Genomic DNA, 16,074 nt, shown 5'->3' on the forward strand with positions numbered 1-16,074 from the left:
CACGGCAAGCATCGGCGGGGACACGCACGGCGCGCCCATCGCCGCACCCATGACTAAGCGCATGGGCACTTGCTTGTTAAACAGTTGTTGCTGTCATACTCGGTGCGCTCGAAAAGAGCGGGGGAAGCAGGGGATCTACTTCACCGGGGAGTGCACATGAAAAACGACTTGAATCGCTTGTCATTGGCAGTGCGTCTTGCGTTGAGTGTGGGTGTTTTTTCGGTGGCGGGAATGGTTCAAGCGCAGGTGTCGACGCCGGAGAATCCGCCGTCGACGGATCAGGCCACGCCTGATCAGACCTCGCCCCCGTCCAAGAAGGAAGCCAAGACGCTGGAATCGGTTCTGGTGACCGGCTCGCTGATCCGCCGCGTGGATGCCGAAACGGCCAGTCCGGTGGTGACGCTGGATCGCGCAACGATCAGCAACTCGGGCAAGCCCGTGCTGGGCGACGTGCTGCAGCAGATGCCGAGCATTTCGGGCAATGCCACCAATCCGCAGAACAACAGCAACGGCGGTGGCGTGGCCAGCCCCTTGCTGGAGGCCGGCGACGGCGCCTCGCGCGTCTCGCTGCGCGGCCTGGGCAACAACCGCACGCTGGTGCTGGTCAACGGCCAGCGCATGTCCAATCCGGACATCAACCTGATCCCGCCGGAAATGATCGAGCGGGTCGACGTGCTGGCCGAAGGCGCTTCCACGGTGTACGGCTCCGACGCCATCGGCGGCGTGGTCAACTTCATCCTGCGCAAGGACTTCAAGGGCGTCCAGTTCAGCCTGAACGACGGCATCTCCAGCCACGGCGACGCACAACGCCACGGCTTCAACCTGACCGGCGGCATGACCGGTGAGCGCTACAGCATCGCCGCCGGCCTCGACTACAACAAGTACGACGAGACGCTCGCCGCCCGGCGCAAGTTCTCCAGGCAGCAGTTGTACCTGTCGAGCGGTTCGGTGGTGGAAGCCGGTTCGAGTTCGATCCCGACCGGCCGCATCCAGGTGCCGGCCTCGATCGCCTCGCAGTACGGCTGCGCGATCGATCCGGCGACCGACACCGCGATGGTGACGCTGGCCTCGGGCGACGGCTCCAGCCAGGCGGACTACCGCTGCCGCCTCTCTTCCGACACCTACAACTACGCCGCCCTCAACTACATCCAGACCGCGCAGAAGCGCACCAACGGCTTCGTTCTGGCGAACTTCAACATCACCGACAACACGACCGCATTCGTCGATGCGTTCTACAACCACACGGTGTCCAGCGGACAGGATGCGCCTTCGCCGGTCGGCACGGGCGACGGCCTGATCATCTACTCCAACAATCCGATCAACCCGTTCGGCGTCACCTTCAGCCAGAACCCGGTGGCTGGCGATCCCAACAGCGGCTACAGCTTCCAGACCCGCCTGACCGGTGCCGGCACGCGCGTGCACAGCTACACCACCAACACCGGGCAGATCAACGCGGGACTGCGCGGCAATTTCGGCGAAACCAGCAGCTGGATCTGGGATGCGTCGGTCAACTACAGCCATACCAAGCGCGACCAGCGCGACACCAACGAGATCGACATCCCGGCACTGCAGGCCGCCGTCGATGGCGGCGCGAACATTTTCGACCAGGCCAGCGTGGGCGACTTGCTGAGTGCCGGCGTGAAGACGCCGATCTATGTCTTCACCCAGTCCACCAAGCAGGCCCAGGTGGATGCCAGCGGCGAACTGTGGGACTTGCCCGCCGGCGCGGTGCAGCTGTCGGTCGGGGCGCTGTATCGCCGGCAGTTCATGAACTACACCGTGAGCGACTTCGCGGTGCTCGACCCGGTGACCACCACCTGCCAGATCCTGCAGGAAGCCTGCGGCTCGCCCGGTCGCGGCAGCTTCAACGTCAAGGAGCTGTTCGCCGAAACGCTGATCCCGCTGGTCTCCGAGGTGCCCTGGGCCAAATCGCTGTACCTGGACCTGGGCGTGCGCAGTTCCAACTACAGCACCACCGGCACCACCACCAACGGCAAGATCGCGATCGAGTGGCGGCCCTCCGACGACCTGCTGGTGCGCGGCACGATCTCGCAGGTGTTCCGCGCGCCCAACCTCAATGAGCTCTACGACGGCCGCACGCTGGTGCAGCCGGTCCTGAACGATCCGTGCGTCGGACGCACTGCCGCCGACCTGGCGGCGCACCAGGCGGCCTGCCAGTTCGTCCCGGTGAACTGGGCCGGCAACTCGCCGGCGCAGGTCAACACGTTCTACTCCGGCGCCGCCACGGTCGGTGCATCGCTGAAACCCGAAAAGGGCAAGTCGGTCGATATCGGACTGGTCTACGACCCGGACTGGCTGCCCGGCCTCTCCACCAGTCTGGATTTCTGGCACATCTATCTGTCCGACACGCTGACGGCGATCCAGGCCGATACCGTGGTCAACTCCTGCTACAATAACGCCAGCAGTCCGTACTGCTCGTTCATCCACCGCCAGGACAACACCAGCAGGCAGCCGGGCCAGGTGTTCCTGATCAATACCCCGGTGGTCAACCTGGGCAACCTCAGCACCAGCGGCGTCGACTACACGCTGCGCTACAAGATCCCGCACTTCAACCTGGGCAGCATGGATCCGGGCGACTTCCGCGCCGGCCTCAACACCAGCTACACGTCGACCTACAACGTCAACGCGACGCCGGGCGAGCCGGGTGCCGAAACGGTCAACTACGCCGGCACCTTCACGCCGCAGTTCGGCAACATCTCGCGCTGGCGCGGCACGCTCACGCTCGGCTGGGACAAGGGCAACTGGAACGCCCAATGGCAGACGCGCTACATCAACAACCTGACCGCGCTCAACGCCGACGCCGCCATCCATGGGGTGAACATCCCGATCGCCTCGGTAATCTACCACTCGATCCAGTTGGGCTACGCGGTGCCCTCGATCCACACCCGCTTCGACATCGGCGTGGACAACCTGATGGACAAGCAGCCGCCACGGCTGTACCAGAACGGTTCGAACTACAACGTGGACACCGCCACGTACGACGTGCTCGGGCGCTACTACTGGGCCCGTGCGACGGTGAAGTTCTGAGGCTGTAGCAACGCCGCGAGGCGTCGAGGCACCCGGAGGGGCCGCGGCTGATACCGCGGCCCCTCTTGCATAATGGGCCGGTCGACCTGCAATCGAGTACGCATGCCTCACCCAGCCAGCGATCTCGCCAACGCCATCGGCAATGCCTACAACGCCGGCGACATGGAGCGCGTCATCGCGCTCGCCGCACAAGCGGGCACGGAGACCGATGAAGGCATCCAGTTGCTGCTCGGCGTGGCGCAACAGGCGACCGGCCGCTACGGCCTGGCCGCGGCAACGTTCCGCCGGCTGGCGCAACGGCGGCCGGAAGTCTCCGCCTACTGGAACAACCTGGGCGTCGCCTGCCGGCTGGACGGTGAGCTGGAGGCCGCCGAGCAGGCCCTGTCGAAGGCACGCGCGCTGGCGCCGGACGATGCCGACGTGCTGTACAACCTGGGCCTGCTCTACCTCCAGCAGCGGCGCTGGATGCCGGCGCGGGAGATCCTGCTCGACGCGGTGGAACGATCGCCGGATTTCATCGAGGCGCGCCTGCAGGCCGCGCACGCCTGCTACGTCTGCGGCGACAACATCCAGCAGGAGGCCATGCTGGCCGGAGCCATCGGCTGGCCCGCCCAGCCGGCCGAGCAGGCGCTGGTGCTGGCCGCAATGCTGTCGGTGCAGGGCGAGCTGGAGGCGGCGCTGCACACGCTGGCGCAGGCGCAATTGCCCGCAGGCCCGGCCGAAACGCCGATGCGATTGCGCATCGCCGCCCAGCGTGTCCTGCTGCACGAGCGCAACAACCAGCTCGACCAGGCGCGGCAGGAACTGGAGCAACTGCCGTTGGCCGTGCTGGACGCGCTGCCGGCAGAGGCCAGCCAGGCGCGCGCGGACGGCTGGCGCGCGCACGCCGCGCTGGCGATGCGCGCTGGCGCCTGGGCCGAAGCGGAGGCGCTGTACCGGCGCGTGCTTGCGCTTGCCGCCGACGACGAAGCCCGCGCCAGCGCCGGATTCGCCCTGGCCTCGGCGTGCGACCGGCAAGGACTGCACGCACAGGCATGGCAAGCCCTGCAGGCAGCGCACGCCGCGCAGCTGGAGATCGCGCGCACCGTGCTGCCGGAACTGCTGGCGCCCGGCAGCCAGCCATTGCAGATGGCCGAGGTCGACCGCGACGCACACGGCCACTGGACGCCGCTGCCCGCACCGGCCAGCCGGCAAAGCCCGGTCTTCGTGGTCGGCTTTCCGCGTTCGGGCACCACCCTGCTGGAGCAGATGCTCGATGCGCATCCGGACTTCCGCTCCATGGACGAGCGCGCCTTCATCCACGAGCTGACCGAGCGCATGGAACTGGCCGGCCAGCGCTACCCCGATGACCTCGCGAACCTGACCGGCGCCGAGGCCGAGCAGTTGCGCGCCGTCTACTTCCGGATGGTCGGGCGCGTGTTGCCGGACCTTGGGCAGCATCGGCTGGTGGACAAGAATCCGCTCAACATGCTGTGTCTGCCGATGATCATGCGGCTGTTCCCGCAGGCGCGCATCATCCTGTGCCTGCGCCATCCGTGCGACGTGCTGCTGAGCTGTTCCATGCAGCCGTTCCGCTCGCCGGCGTTCATGGTGCTGTGCTCGTCCCTGCAGCGGCTCGCACAAGGCTACGTGCAGGCCTTCGAGCAGTGGTACCGGCAGGCGGACATCTTCCGCCCCCGCGTGTTCGAGTGGCGCTACGAATCGGTCGTCAGCGATCCCGCCGACGCACTCGCAAGCCTGGCGGCGTTCCTCGATATCGCTGATGCATCGCCCATGATGCGTTTCGCCGAGCATGCGCGGAACAAGCGCTTCATCAGCACACCGAGCTATGCCCAGGTCACCCGGGGCATCCATCCCGGGGCGATCGACCGCTGGCATGGCTACCGCGACCGGTTCGAGCCGGTGCTGCCCCTGCTGCGGCCACTGATCGATCGACTCGGCTACGACGCCTGAGCTTCCGCGGCGGCGGGCATCGCCGTGACTTCTGGCCTAGTCGCGACGACCGCGCGCGCGGCATGCTGCCCGACTGAACCCCAAGGAGCCGCCCCTCATGCATCCACGCCTGCCCTTGCTGGCGCTCGGCATCACGCTCGGCCTCGCCGCCGGCGCGCACGCGTCCGAACCGGCCGCGGTCGAGCAGCCCAAGCTCACCGCGCTGACCCTCGATTCCGGTGGCGTCATGCCGGCCGAGCAGGCGCGCCTGAACTTCGACCACGCGGAGCTGCACTTCACGATCGATCCGGCAAAGCGCCATCTCGACGGCGAGGCCACGCTGCGCTTCACCGCGCGCGAGCCGACCGACGTGCTGCTGCTGGACCTGGACCGCAACCTCCCCATCAAGAGCGTGGCCGTGGACGGCAAGCCGCTGGCCAAGGCCGCCTGGAGCAACCCGGACGGCCGGCTGCGCATCCAGTTGCCCCACGCCCTGGCCAAGGGCGGCAGCGTCAGCACCACCATCGTCTACGGCGGCCAGCCGCACGTGGCCAAGAAGGCGCCGTGGGACGGCGGCTTCGTATGGAGCCACACCGACGATGGCCAGCCATGGATCGCCAGCGCGGTCGAGGGCGAGGGCTGCGACCTGTTCTGGCCGTGCATCGACCAGCCCACCGGCGAGCCGGACCTGGTCGACACGTACGTGACCGTGCCCAAGGCGCTGGCCGCGCCGGGCAACGGCGTGCTGGTCGGCATCAAGGACAACGGCGCCACGCGCACCTGGCACTGGCGGATCAAGCAGCCCGATACCTACGCGATCACCATCAACGTGGGTCCCTTCGAGGAGCTGAAGGGCGACTACAAGAGCCGCTACGGCAACACCATCCCGATGCAGCTGTGGTACCTGCGCGGCCACGATGCCGGCGCCAAGGCGCTGTTCGGCGAGTTCCCCCGCATGCTCGACTTCTTCGAGCAGGAGATCGGCCCCTACCCGTTCGGCGACGAGAAGATGGGCGTGGTCGAGACGCCGCACCTAGGGATGGAACACCAGACCATCAACGCCTACGGCAACGGCTACCCGAAGAGCGAGTACGACTTCGACTGGCTGCTGCAGCACGAGTTCGCGCACGAGTGGTTCGGCAACCAGGTGACCAACCGCAACTGGGACGACATGTGGCTGCACGAAGGCTTCGGCACCTACATGCAGCCGCTCTACGGCCAGTACCTGCACGGCGACATGCCCTACTTCGCCATGCTGCACACCGAGCGGATGGCGCTGTCCAACAAGAAGCCGATCGTGTCGGGCCAGCCGAAAACCGAGGAGCAGGTCTACGACGGCAAGACCGGGCCGGGCCTGGACATCTACTACAAGGGCTCGCTGGTGCTGCACACGCTGCGCGGGCTGATCGGCGACGACGCGTTCTTCGAGAGCGTGCGCCGGCTGGTCTACGGGCGGCCCGACCCGAAGCCGGGCAACTTCAAGCCGCGCTACGCCACCACGCAGGACTACCTCGACATCGTCGACCAGGTCACCGGCAAGAACCTCAAGTGGTTCTTCGACGTCTATCTGTACGACGCCGCATTGCCGAAGCTGGAGACGACGCGCGACGGCGACATGCTGCAGTTCCGCTGGGTGACCGGGCACGGCGAGCCGTTCCCGATGCCGCTGGAGGTGCAGGTGGGCCACACCATGCACACGCTGCCGATGACCGGCGGCACGGGCGAGCTCGAGGTGCCGGAAGGCAGCCTGCTGATCGTCGACCCGCGCTCGAAGGTGCTGCGCGATATGCCGCACGTGGAAGCGTTCCGCGCGTGGAAGAAGGCGGAAGAACAGAAGAAGAAGGCGGCCGGGAAGGACTGAGGGCCTCGCCAGGCGGGCCTTCGGTTCCCGCAGGCTCCCTCTTCCAGCGAGAGGGAGCCCCAACGAAAAGAGCCCGGCATTGGCCGGGCTCTTTCGTTTCTCAATGCGGCTGCGTGACCGCTTTTTCCGGCGGCGTCACCGCCGCGGTGGTCGAGAACTTGCCGCCGTAGGGCAGCACCTCGGCCGCCAGCTTCGGGTTCGCCTTGATCAGGCCGATCGCGTCGAACAGGATGTGCGCCGTTTCCTGCAGCTCCGGATCCTTGGCGTTCTTGGCTTCCTTCTCCTGCTTGAGCTCGCTCTTCAGGCTGCGCTCGTTGGCGTTGAGGCCGTCGTCCAGCACCGGTTCGTCCGAAAGGTCGCCGTCGGTGCCGTCGATCGCCTTGTGCCGCGCGCGGAAGTCAGCCTGGATCGCATCCTGGCGCTTGCGCTCGGCCTGGCGCTGGGCGAGGTTGAGCGAGATCGTGGTCTGCTCACGCATCTTCTTGTACTGCGCCAGTTCGTCCAGCATCAATTGCCAGGCCGGCGACTTGGCCACGCGGGCGTCGTGCTTGCCGGTCAGCTGCGGCAGGTAGGCCTTCAGGTCGGCCACCGCGCTGTACGGCGCCGGCTGGATCTGCGTCCACGGCAGCGCGTTGTCGTAGGTGGACTCGCCGAAATCCTTCTCGTCGCCGTTCTTGGGGAACAGGATGTCGGGCGTGACGCCCTTGAGCTGCGTCGAGCCGCCGTTGATGCGGAAGAACTCGGCGATGGTCATCTTGAGCTCGCCGTACTGCGGCTTCTCGCTGTCGCCTTGGGCGAAGCGGTCCAGGTCCACCAGGTTCTGCACGGTGCCCTTGCCGAAGGTCGGTTCGCCGACGATCAGGCCGCGGCCGTAGTCCTGGATCGCGGCGGAGAAGATTTCCGACGCCGAGGCCGAGCCGCGATTGACCAGCACCGCCATCGGGCCGCTCCAGGCCAGGCCGGGCTCGTCGTCGCCCTGCACTTCCACCTGGCCGCGTGCATCGCGTACCTGCACCACCGGGCCCTGGTCGATGAACAGGCCGGTCAGTTCGTTCGCCTCGGCCAGCGAACCGCCGCCGTTGTTGCGCAGGTCCACCACCACGCCCTGCACGCCCTCGGCCTTCAGTTCGCCCAGCAGCTTGGCCACGTCGCGGGTCGCGCTCTTGAAGTTCTTGTCGCCTTCGCGGCGCGCGCCGAAGTCGGAATAGAAGGTCGGCAGGTCGATGATGCCGATCTTGCGGCTGACGTCGCCGTCCTTGACCTCGATGACCTTCTTCTTGGCGGCCTGCTCCTCGATGCTGACCTTCTTGCGCACCAGGGTGACCAGCTCGTGCTTGCCGTCCAGGCCGACGTCGGCGGGCAGGATCTCCAGCCTTACGGTGGTGTCCTTCTTGCCGCGGATCTTGTCGACCACGTCGTCCAGCCGCCAGCCGATGACGTCGGTCATCGCGCCGTCGGTGCCCTGGCCGATGGCCACGATGCGGTCGCCCACGTGCACCTTGCCGGACTTGTCGGCCGGGCCGCCGGGAACCACCTCGCGGATCTGCGTGTATTCGTCGCGCGCCTGCAGCACCGCGCCGATGCCCTCGAGCGAGAGCTTCATGGCGATGTCGAAGTTCTGCGCCGCACGCGGGCCGAGGTAGTCGGTGTGCGGATCGGTGGTCTCGGCGTAGGCGTTCATGAAGGTCTGGAACGCGTCTTCGCCGTCAAGCTGCTTCACGCGGTCGATGTAGCCGGCGTAGCGCTTGTCCAGTGTCTTGCGGATGTCGTCGTCGCTCTTGCCGGCGAGCTTCAGGCGCAGCCAGTCGTTCTTGGTGCGCTTGCGCCATAGGTCGTCGAGCGCGGTCTGGTCGGCCGGCCAGGTGGCATGCTTGCGGTCGTAGGCGTAGCTCTCGTCCTTGGTCAGGTCGAAGCCCTGCTTGAGCAGCTTGCGCGCGTAGTTCATGCGGTCGATCGCGCGCTGCACGTACAGGTTGAACACCGAGAACGGGCCGGACAGGTCCTTGTTCCAGATCGCGTCGTCGAGCTTGGTCTTCAGCGGCTCGAAACGCGCCATGTCGGCCTGCGTGAAGAACACCTTCTCGCCGTCGAGCATGTCGAAGTAGGCCTTGTAGATCTTGGCCGACATGACGTCGTCGAGCGGCTTGGCGTCGTAGTGGAAGCGCGTGAGGAAGCGCGCGGACAGCTGCGCGGCGTCGGCCTGGGTGTCGGTGGATTTCAGCGGCAGCGTGGAGGCCTTGTGGCCTTCTTCGCCCTGGACGGCAGGCGCCTGCGCCTGCGCATGGGCGGCCGGCAGGACGAGGGCGAGCAGCAGGGCGAGCGTGGGGCGCAGGGTCATGGGGATCTCAGGCGAGTTCGGTGACGCCGGCTGCATGGGCCTGCAGGTCGGCATGGTAGGAAGAACGCACCAGCGGGCCGGAGGCGACGTGGGAGAAGCCCATCGCCTCGCCGGCCTCGCGCAGCGCGTCGAATTCGTCGGGAGTCCAGTAGCGCACGACCGGGTGATGGTGCGGCGTGGGCTGCAGGTACTGGCCGATGGTGATCATGTCCACGTCATGGGCGCGTAGATCGCGCAGGGTCTCGATCACCTGTTCGTAGGTTTCGCCGAGGCCGAGCATGATGCCGGACTTGGTCGGCACCTCCGGGTGCTGCGCCTTGAAGCGCTTGAGCAGATCCAGCGACCACTGGTAGTCGGCGCCTGGACGCACTTCGCGGTACAGGTGCGGGACGGTTTCCAGGTTGTGGTTGAAGACATCCGGCGGGAACGCCTTGAGCACCTCGAGCGCGCGCTCCATGCGGCCCTTCCCGCGGAAGTCCGGCGTCAGGATCTCGATCTTGATCTCCGGGCTGGCGTGGCGGGTGGCGCGGATGCAAGAGGCGAAATGCTCGGCGCCGCCATCGCGCAGGTCGTCGCGGTCGACCGAGGTGATCACCACGTACTTCAGGCGCATGTCGGCGATCGTCTGCGCCAGGCGCGCCGGTTCCAGCGGATCGGGCGGCTGCGGACGACCGTGGGCGACGTCGCAGAACGAGCAGCGCCGCGTGCACACCTCGCCGAGGATCATGAACGTGGCGGTGCCCTTGGAAAAGCACTCGTGGATGTTCGGGCAACTGGCCTCTTCGCACACCGTCACCAGCGCGTTCTCGCGCAGGCGCGCCTTGAGCTGCTGCACGGCGTTGCCCTGCGGCAGCCGCACGCGGATCCACGAGGGCTTGCGCAGGGCCGGCACACTGGTGTCGAAACCGGCGCGGTTGCGGGCGATCTTGTCGTTGCCCAGCTGCTTTTCGGCAACCGCCGCGTCAGCGTTGACCACGCTGATCGGGATCACCCTGGAGGAAACTTCGCTCATCTGCGACTGCCTAGACCGCGGCGCGCGCGGGGAGTTCGGGGAGGACGGGAGCGGCCGGCACCGCACGGAAGCCGAACTGGCGGCAGAACTGATCCACCAGCACGTCCTCGACCTGCGCCAGCTGCGACGGGCCGCCCAAGTCTAGCACTTGCGTGACCGCCAAACCCTTGTAGCCACAAGGATTGATCCGGCCGAACGGCTCCAGGTCCATGGCCACATTGAAGGCCAGCCCGTGGAAACTGCAGCCGCGGCGCACGCGCAGGCCCAGGGCGGCCACCTTGGCGCCGTTCACGTAGACGCCCGGTGCGCCCTCCACGCGCGCGGCGTCGATCGACCAGTGCGCCAGCGTATCGATCAGCGCCTGCTCGATGCGGTGGACCAGTTCGCGCACGCCCACGCCGGTGCGGCGCAGGTCGACCAGAGGGTAGCCGACGATCTGGCCGGGACCGTGGTAGGTCACCTGGCCGCCGCGATCGACCGGGATCAGCGGGATGTCGCCCGGCGCCAGCACGTGTTCCATCTTGCCGGCCTGGCCCAGGGTGAACACCGGGTCGTGCTCCAGCAGCCACAGCTCGTCCGGCATGTCCGGGCCGCGCGCATCGGTGAAGGCGCTCATCGCCTTCCAGGTGCGCTCGTAGGGCTGGCGGCCCAGGCGACGGATCAGGAGCGGACGGGAGTCGGGGGGCATGGAAGCACTACCGGGGGAAATGGGAAGCAGATGAGGCGCGCGAGGCGAGTTTGCAAGCGGGCCCGATGGGAAGCCCCTCTCCCCTCCGGGGAGAGGGTTTGGGTGAGGGGTCGGGGCTCGCGGGAAAGCCGATCGGGCAAGCCTTCCGGAAAGCAAAAGCCTCCCCCTCTCCCCAACCCTCTCCCCCGGCTGCGCCGGGAGAAGGGGCTTTCAGAGCGTGTAACGGATCGCCGGATCGGCCCGCAGCGCCGCATGCGCGCCGTCGTACTGCTCGCGGGTCTCGCAGCGGAAGCTCACCGTCACCGAGACGAACTTGCCCTCGCGCGAGGCGCGCTGGCTGACCGTCTCGTGCAGCACGTGCAGGCCCAGGCCTTCGAGGATGCCCGGCACGCGCTTGGGAAGGTCCGCGCCAGCATCGCCCAGCGCGGTGATCTCGAACTCACCGGGAAACTGGAAGCCCTTGCCTTCCTTCTTCGCCTGGCTGAAGTCGATTTCCTGCATCACTTGGTGTCCGCGGCGGGGGCCGTGGCTTGAGCGTCATCCTTCTTGTCGCCATGGAACCACAGCAGGATGGAATCCCACAGGCGCTTGAAGAAGCCACCCTGCGGGGCGTCGTTGAGCGCCACCAGCGGCATCGACTGCAGCGGCTTGCCCTCGAGCGTGACGCGCAGCGTGCCCACCTGCTGGCCCTTCTTGAACGGGGCGATCAGCGTGGCGGGGATGTCCATGGTGGCCTTGAGCTGGTCGTACTGGCCGCGCTTGACGGTCACGTCCAGCGGCTGGGTGATGCCGATCGGCAGCGTATCGGCCTCGCCCTTCCACAGCTTCGGCGTGGCCAGCGGCTTGCCGGCGTCGTAGAGCTTGTGGGTCTCGTAGAAACGAAAGCCATAGTTGAGCAGGGCCATCGCCGAATCGGCGCGCGCCTTCTCCGAGCTGGCGCCCATCACGATGGCGATCATGCGCGAATCACCCTGCTTGGCCGACGCCGCCAGGCAGTAGCCGGCCGCGGCGGTGTGGCCGGTCTTGATGCCGTCCACGCTCGGGTCGCGCCACAGCAGCGTGTTGCGATTGCCCTGCTTGATGCCGTTCCACTCGAACTGCTTGATCGCCGAGATCGCGTAGTCGTCAGGGAAATCGTGGATCAGCGCGCGCGACAGGATCGCGATGTCGTGCGCGGTGGTGTAGTGGTTCTCGACCGGATAGCCCGAGGCGTTCACGAAATGCGAGCCGGTCATGCCCAACTGCTTGGCATAGGCATTCATCAGGTTGGCGAAGGCTTCCTCGGAGCCGGCGGTGTGCTCGGCCAGCGCGATCGCCGCGTCGTTGCCCGACTGGATGATCATGCCGTACAGCAGATCCTTCAGCGGCACCTGGCTGTTGAGCTTCAGGAAGCTGGTCGAACCGTCGGTACCCGCGCCGCCGCCACGCCAGGCGTGCTCGCTGATGGTGACCGGGTCGCTCATCTTGATCTTGCCGTTGGCGAGCTCGGCCGAGACCACGTAGTCGGTCACGATCTTGGTGATCGAGGCCGGCTCCACGCGCTCGTCCGGATTCTTGCTGGCGAGGATCTGCCCGGTGGCGTAGTCCATCAGCACCCAGGCCTTGCCGTCCACGTCCGGCGGCGGCGGCACCGGTGCCTCCGGCACGGTCGGGCGCGGCACCGGCGAGGGCCTCGGCGGCGTCTGCTGCGCGAAGGCGGCGCCGGCGACCAGCGCGGCAGCGGCGAGAGTGGCAAGGGTACGGCGGAAAAAGCTCATCGTCGGTATCGATCCTGTTGCTGTGGCCGGCGCCCCGCGCGCCGACGCGAATGTGCATCGCTCAGTCTACCGCGACCTGCGGCCGGGGAAGGCCGAGCTGCTCGATCTGGTCGGTGACGCGGTCGGCCTGGTCGACGTCCTGCAGCGGACCCACCCGTACGCGGCGCACGTCGCGTCCGTTGACCTGCACGTCGCTCACCTGCACCGGCGCCAGCCGTGCCGATCGCAGCCGGCCAGCCACACGGTCGGCGTTGGCCAGGTCGGCGAACGCGCCCACCTGCAGCCAGATCGCCGGGTGGGCGCCTCCGGATGGGACCGCCGCCTGCGCGGCCAGTTCCGCGGGCGCGGCGTCTTCGTCAGGATGCGCCGGATCGATCGCGCGCACCTCGACCAGGCCGGTGCCCTTGGGCCAGATGCCGATCTTCACGGCGGCCGCGTAGGACAGGTCGATCAGCCGGTTCTCGTGGAAGGGCCCGCGGTCGTTGATGCGCACGATCACGCTCTTGCCGTTCTCCAGATTGGTCACGCGCGCGTAGCTCGGCAGCGGCAGCGTCTTGTGTGCCGCGCTGAACGCGTACATGTCGTAGTTCTCCAGGCTCGAGGTCTTGTAGCCGTGGAACTTGGCGCCGTAGTAGGAAGCGATGCCGCGCTCGTCGTAGCCGCGCGCGCTGGGCAACACCCGGTAGGTCTGGCCGAGCACGGTGTAGGGCGACTTGTTGCCGTACAGCGAGCGCGGCTCGATCTTCGGGATCGGCTCCGGAATCCTGCTGACGTCGATCGGCGGCGGCACGCTGTCGCTGTTGTCGCGGTAGCGGCTGGACTGCGGGCGGCTCAGGTCGTCGCGGAAGCCGCCGGAATTCCCTGTCGCACGCGGCCCCACGCCGCTGCCGCCGTGCGAGGGCCGCGGGCGCGAACCGCTGCAGCCGGCCAGCACCAGCGCGAGCACCGCCACGGCCGCGGCGCGCCCGTTCAAGGCACCGCGTCCGCCGAACGCACGCCGGCGGCGATGCCCTCGGCCAGCTGGTGCACCGCCAGCGCGTACAGCGGGCTCCGGTTGTAGCGGGTGATCACGTAGAAGTTCTGGAAAGTGAACCAGTATTCCAGGCCGTTGCCGCCCTCGAGCGCCTGCAGGCTGGTCATCCGGCCCGGATCGAACGGCTGCAGCGGCGCATAGCCCCAGGCTTCCAGTTGTTCCAGCGGCCAGCGCGGCTGCGTGTCGGGCACGTCCAGCGGCCGCGGGGCGGTATCCGGCTGCGCCCGCGCGGCGACCGGGCCGCCGCGTTCCCAACCGTTGCCGACGAAATAGTTGGCGACGCTGGCCAGGATGTCCGGCAGCGAACCCTGCATGTCGATGTGGCCGTCGTGGTCGGCATCGACGCCGAAGTCGCGGATGCTCGAGGGCATGAACTGGCCCCAGCCCTGCGCGCCGGCGTAGGAGCCGGTGAGCGTGTCCAGCGGACCGGCCAGGTGGTCGGCCGGCAGCTCCAGCAGCACCTTCAGCTGCTCGCGGAAGAACTTCGCGCGCGGCGGGTAGTACAGACCCAGCGTCACCAGCGCGTCGAGCACCTTGTACTTGCCGGTGTTGCGGCCGTAGAAGGTCTCGACGCCGAGAATGGCGACCAGGTATTCCGGCGCCACGCCGTACTGGTCGGCGATGCGCTCGATCAACTGGCGATGCGCGCGGTAGAACGCGACGCCTTCATCGATCCGCTTGGGCGTGATGAAGATCGGCCGGTAGGCTTTCCAGGGCTTGGCCTCGGCGGGACGGTTCATCGCGTCGATGATCGACTGCTGCCGCTGCGCGCCACTGAGCAGCGCGTTCAACCGGGCGGCGGACTTGCCGGTATCGCGGGCGACCTCGCGGACCAGCTCGGCCTGGCCGGGATGGACCGTCTTCTGGGCATACGCCGGCGCGACGGCCAGCAGCAGGGCGGCGAGCACGCCAGGCAGGCGGCACGATCGGACAAGGGACATGGGGAACACCGCGCGAATCGACATCGCACCGAAGCCTAGCATGCGCACGCGTGCGATCCGTGGCCACATCGAGGCGGCGGCGGGGCGCCGCTCAGTCATGCATCTTGCGGTTGGCGTGGATCGACATCAGCACGCCGAAGCCGCTCAGCAGGCTCACCGCCGAAGTGCCGCCGTAGCTGACGAACGGCAGCGGCACGCCGACCACCGGCAGCATGCCGGCGATCATGCCGCCGTTGACGAAGACGTAAACGAAGAAGCTCATGCCGATCGCACCGGCGAGCAGGCGCGAATAAGTGTCGCGCGCCTCCATCGCGATCCACAGGCAGCGGCCGATGATGAAGGCGTACAGCGCCAGCAGCAGGCACACGCCGACCAGGCCGAACTCCTCGGAGAACACCGCGAAGATGAAGTCGGTGGTGTGCTCGGGCAGGAACTCCAGCCGCGACTGCGTGCCGTGCATCCAGCCCTTGCCGAAGATGCCGCCCGACCCCACCGCGATCTGCGACTGGATGATGTGCCAGCCGTTGCCCAGCGGGTCGGCCTCCGGGTTGAGCAGGGTCAGCACGCGGTCGCGCTGGTACTGGTGCATGAAGTGCCAGCCGATCGGCACCATCCCGGCCGCCAGCGCGCCCAGCAGGCCGATGCGCCACCACGCCACGCCGGCGAGGAACAGGGCGAACGCGCCCGCGCCGGTCACCAGCAGAGCCGTGCCCAGGTCCGGCTGCTCGGCGATCAATCCGGCGGGAATGGCGATCAGCACGCCCACCACCGCCATGTCCTTCCAGCTCGGCGGCAGCTGCCGCGGGTGCAGGTACCAGGCCACCATCATCGGCATGGTCAGCTTGAGCAACTCGGAAGGCTGGAAGCGCATGAAGCCCAGGTCCAGCCAGCGGTACGCGCCGCGGCCTTCGCCCAGGATCGCCACCAGCACCAGCAGCGTGGTGCTGCCTGCGTAGAGCCACGGCGTCCAGCTGCGCAGCACGGTCGGCGGGATGCGCGAGATCAGCAGCAGCAGCGCACCGCCCAGCACGAAGCGTGCAGCCTGGCCGCCGACCAGGCCGAGATCGCCGCCGCCGGCACTGTAGAGCGTGACCAGGCCGACCATCGCCAGCGCGAACAGGCCCATCGCCAGCGGCAGGTCGATCCGCGGGCGGGTCAGGATGCGGCGCAGGAAGCGGCGCATGCGCATGTGCAGGGCATGGATCATGGCGTGGCTCCGCCGTCGGCCGGGACCGGCACGTCCTCGGGCACCTCCGGCTGGGTGGGCGCCGAGCTGGCGGCCGGCGGCAGCGGCCTGGCCGGCGCGCCGCCCTGGGTGGCCAGCCAGGCTTCCATGATCGTGCGCACGATCGGACCGGAGGCCTCGGCGCCCCAGGCGCCGGCCGCGAGCATGGCGACCACCGAGATCTTCGGATCGTCCGCCGGCGCGAAGGCCTCGAACCAGGCGCGGTGGCGGCTGGCGAG

General features: G+C 67.8%; 12 protein-coding genes. 3 read left to right on the top strand and 9 right to left on the bottom strand.

The window, feature by feature from the left end; all coding sequences use genetic code 11:
- Positions 1 to 231: 231 nt before the first annotated feature.
- The 3 genes from AAIL17_RS13650 to AAIL17_RS13660 all read left to right on the top strand — a co-directional run bounded on the left by AAIL17_RS13650 (position 232) and on the right by AAIL17_RS13660 (position 6,841).
- Positions 232 to 3,048, top strand: a complete 2,817-nt coding sequence (locus tag AAIL17_RS13650) for a TonB-dependent receptor domain-containing protein (protein ID WP_424683400.1) — start codon at positions 232 to 234, stop codon at positions 3,046 to 3,048.
- A gap of 102 nt (positions 3,049 to 3,150) precedes the next feature.
- Positions 3,151 to 5,001: a tetratricopeptide repeat-containing sulfotransferase family protein gene (locus AAIL17_RS13655; protein WP_424683401.1), complete on the top strand. Its 1,851-nt coding sequence runs from the start codon at positions 3,151 to 3,153 to the stop codon at positions 4,999 to 5,001.
- Between the two features lie 97 nt (positions 5,002 to 5,098).
- Entirely contained in the window at positions 5,099 to 6,841 is a 1,743-nt protein-coding gene (locus AAIL17_RS13660; protein ID WP_424683402.1) for a M1 family metallopeptidase, read from the top strand.
- A 100-nt stretch (positions 6,842 to 6,941) separates the two neighbouring features.
- Here AAIL17_RS13660 and AAIL17_RS13665 read toward each other — a convergent pair whose 3' ends face one another.
- The 9 genes from AAIL17_RS13665 to AAIL17_RS13705 all read right to left on the bottom strand — a co-directional run.
- Positions 6,942 to 9,179, bottom strand: a complete 2,238-nt coding sequence (locus AAIL17_RS13665; RefSeq protein ID WP_424683403.1) for a carboxy terminal-processing peptidase — start codon at positions 9,177 to 9,179, stop codon at positions 6,942 to 6,944.
- A 7-nt stretch (positions 9,180 to 9,186) separates the two neighbouring features.
- Positions 9,187 to 10,191: a lipoyl synthase gene (lipA, locus tag AAIL17_RS13670; protein ID WP_424683404.1), complete on the bottom strand. Its 1,005-nt coding sequence runs from the start codon at positions 10,189 to 10,191 to the stop codon at positions 9,187 to 9,189.
- A gap of 10 nt (positions 10,192 to 10,201) precedes the next feature.
- The gene (lipB, locus tag AAIL17_RS13675; protein ID WP_424683405.1) at positions 10,202 to 10,879 is read right to left on the bottom strand and encodes a lipoyl(octanoyl) transferase LipB; all 678 of its coding nucleotides are present in this window, start codon (positions 10,877 to 10,879) and stop codon (positions 10,202 to 10,204) included.
- Positions 10,880 to 11,089: 210 nt separating this feature from the next.
- Positions 11,090 to 11,380, bottom strand: coding sequence for a YbeD family protein (locus AAIL17_RS13680; RefSeq protein WP_424683406.1), 291 nt, complete (start codon positions 11,378 to 11,380; stop codon positions 11,090 to 11,092).
- Positions 11,380 to 12,636 carry a D-alanyl-D-alanine carboxypeptidase family protein gene (locus tag AAIL17_RS13685; protein ID WP_424683407.1) on the bottom strand — a complete coding sequence of 419 codons (1,257 nt, stop codon included), beginning with the start codon at positions 12,634 to 12,636 and terminating at the stop codon, positions 11,380 to 11,382. The genes AAIL17_RS13680 and AAIL17_RS13685 overlap by 1 nt, the downstream gene beginning before the upstream one ends.
- 61 nt (positions 12,637 to 12,697) lie before the next feature.
- Entirely contained in the window at positions 12,698 to 13,609 is a 912-nt protein-coding gene (locus AAIL17_RS13690; RefSeq protein ID WP_424683408.1) for a septal ring lytic transglycosylase RlpA family protein, read from the bottom strand.
- Positions 13,606 to 14,610, bottom strand: a complete 1,005-nt coding sequence (gene mltB / locus AAIL17_RS13695; protein WP_424683409.1) for a lytic murein transglycosylase B — start codon at positions 14,608 to 14,610, stop codon at positions 13,606 to 13,608. Before mltB ends, AAIL17_RS13690 begins: the two co-directional genes overlap by 4 nt.
- Before the next feature lie 91 nt (positions 14,611 to 14,701).
- Positions 14,702 to 15,817 (bottom strand): rod shape-determining protein RodA, encoded by a 1,116-nt coding sequence (gene rodA / locus AAIL17_RS13700; RefSeq protein WP_424683410.1) that lies wholly within the window; start codon positions 15,815 to 15,817, stop codon positions 14,702 to 14,704.
- Positions 15,814 to 16,074: penicillin-binding transpeptidase domain-containing protein (locus AAIL17_RS13705; protein ID WP_424683411.1), on the bottom strand; the 261-nt coding region annotated here is incomplete at its 5' end. The genes rodA and AAIL17_RS13705, both read right to left, overlap by 4 nt.

It is taken from the genome of Frateuria sp. YIM B11624 (assembly GCF_049727805.1).
Taxonomy (GTDB): Bacteria; Pseudomonadota; Gammaproteobacteria; order Xanthomonadales; family Rhodanobacteraceae; genus Frateuria_A.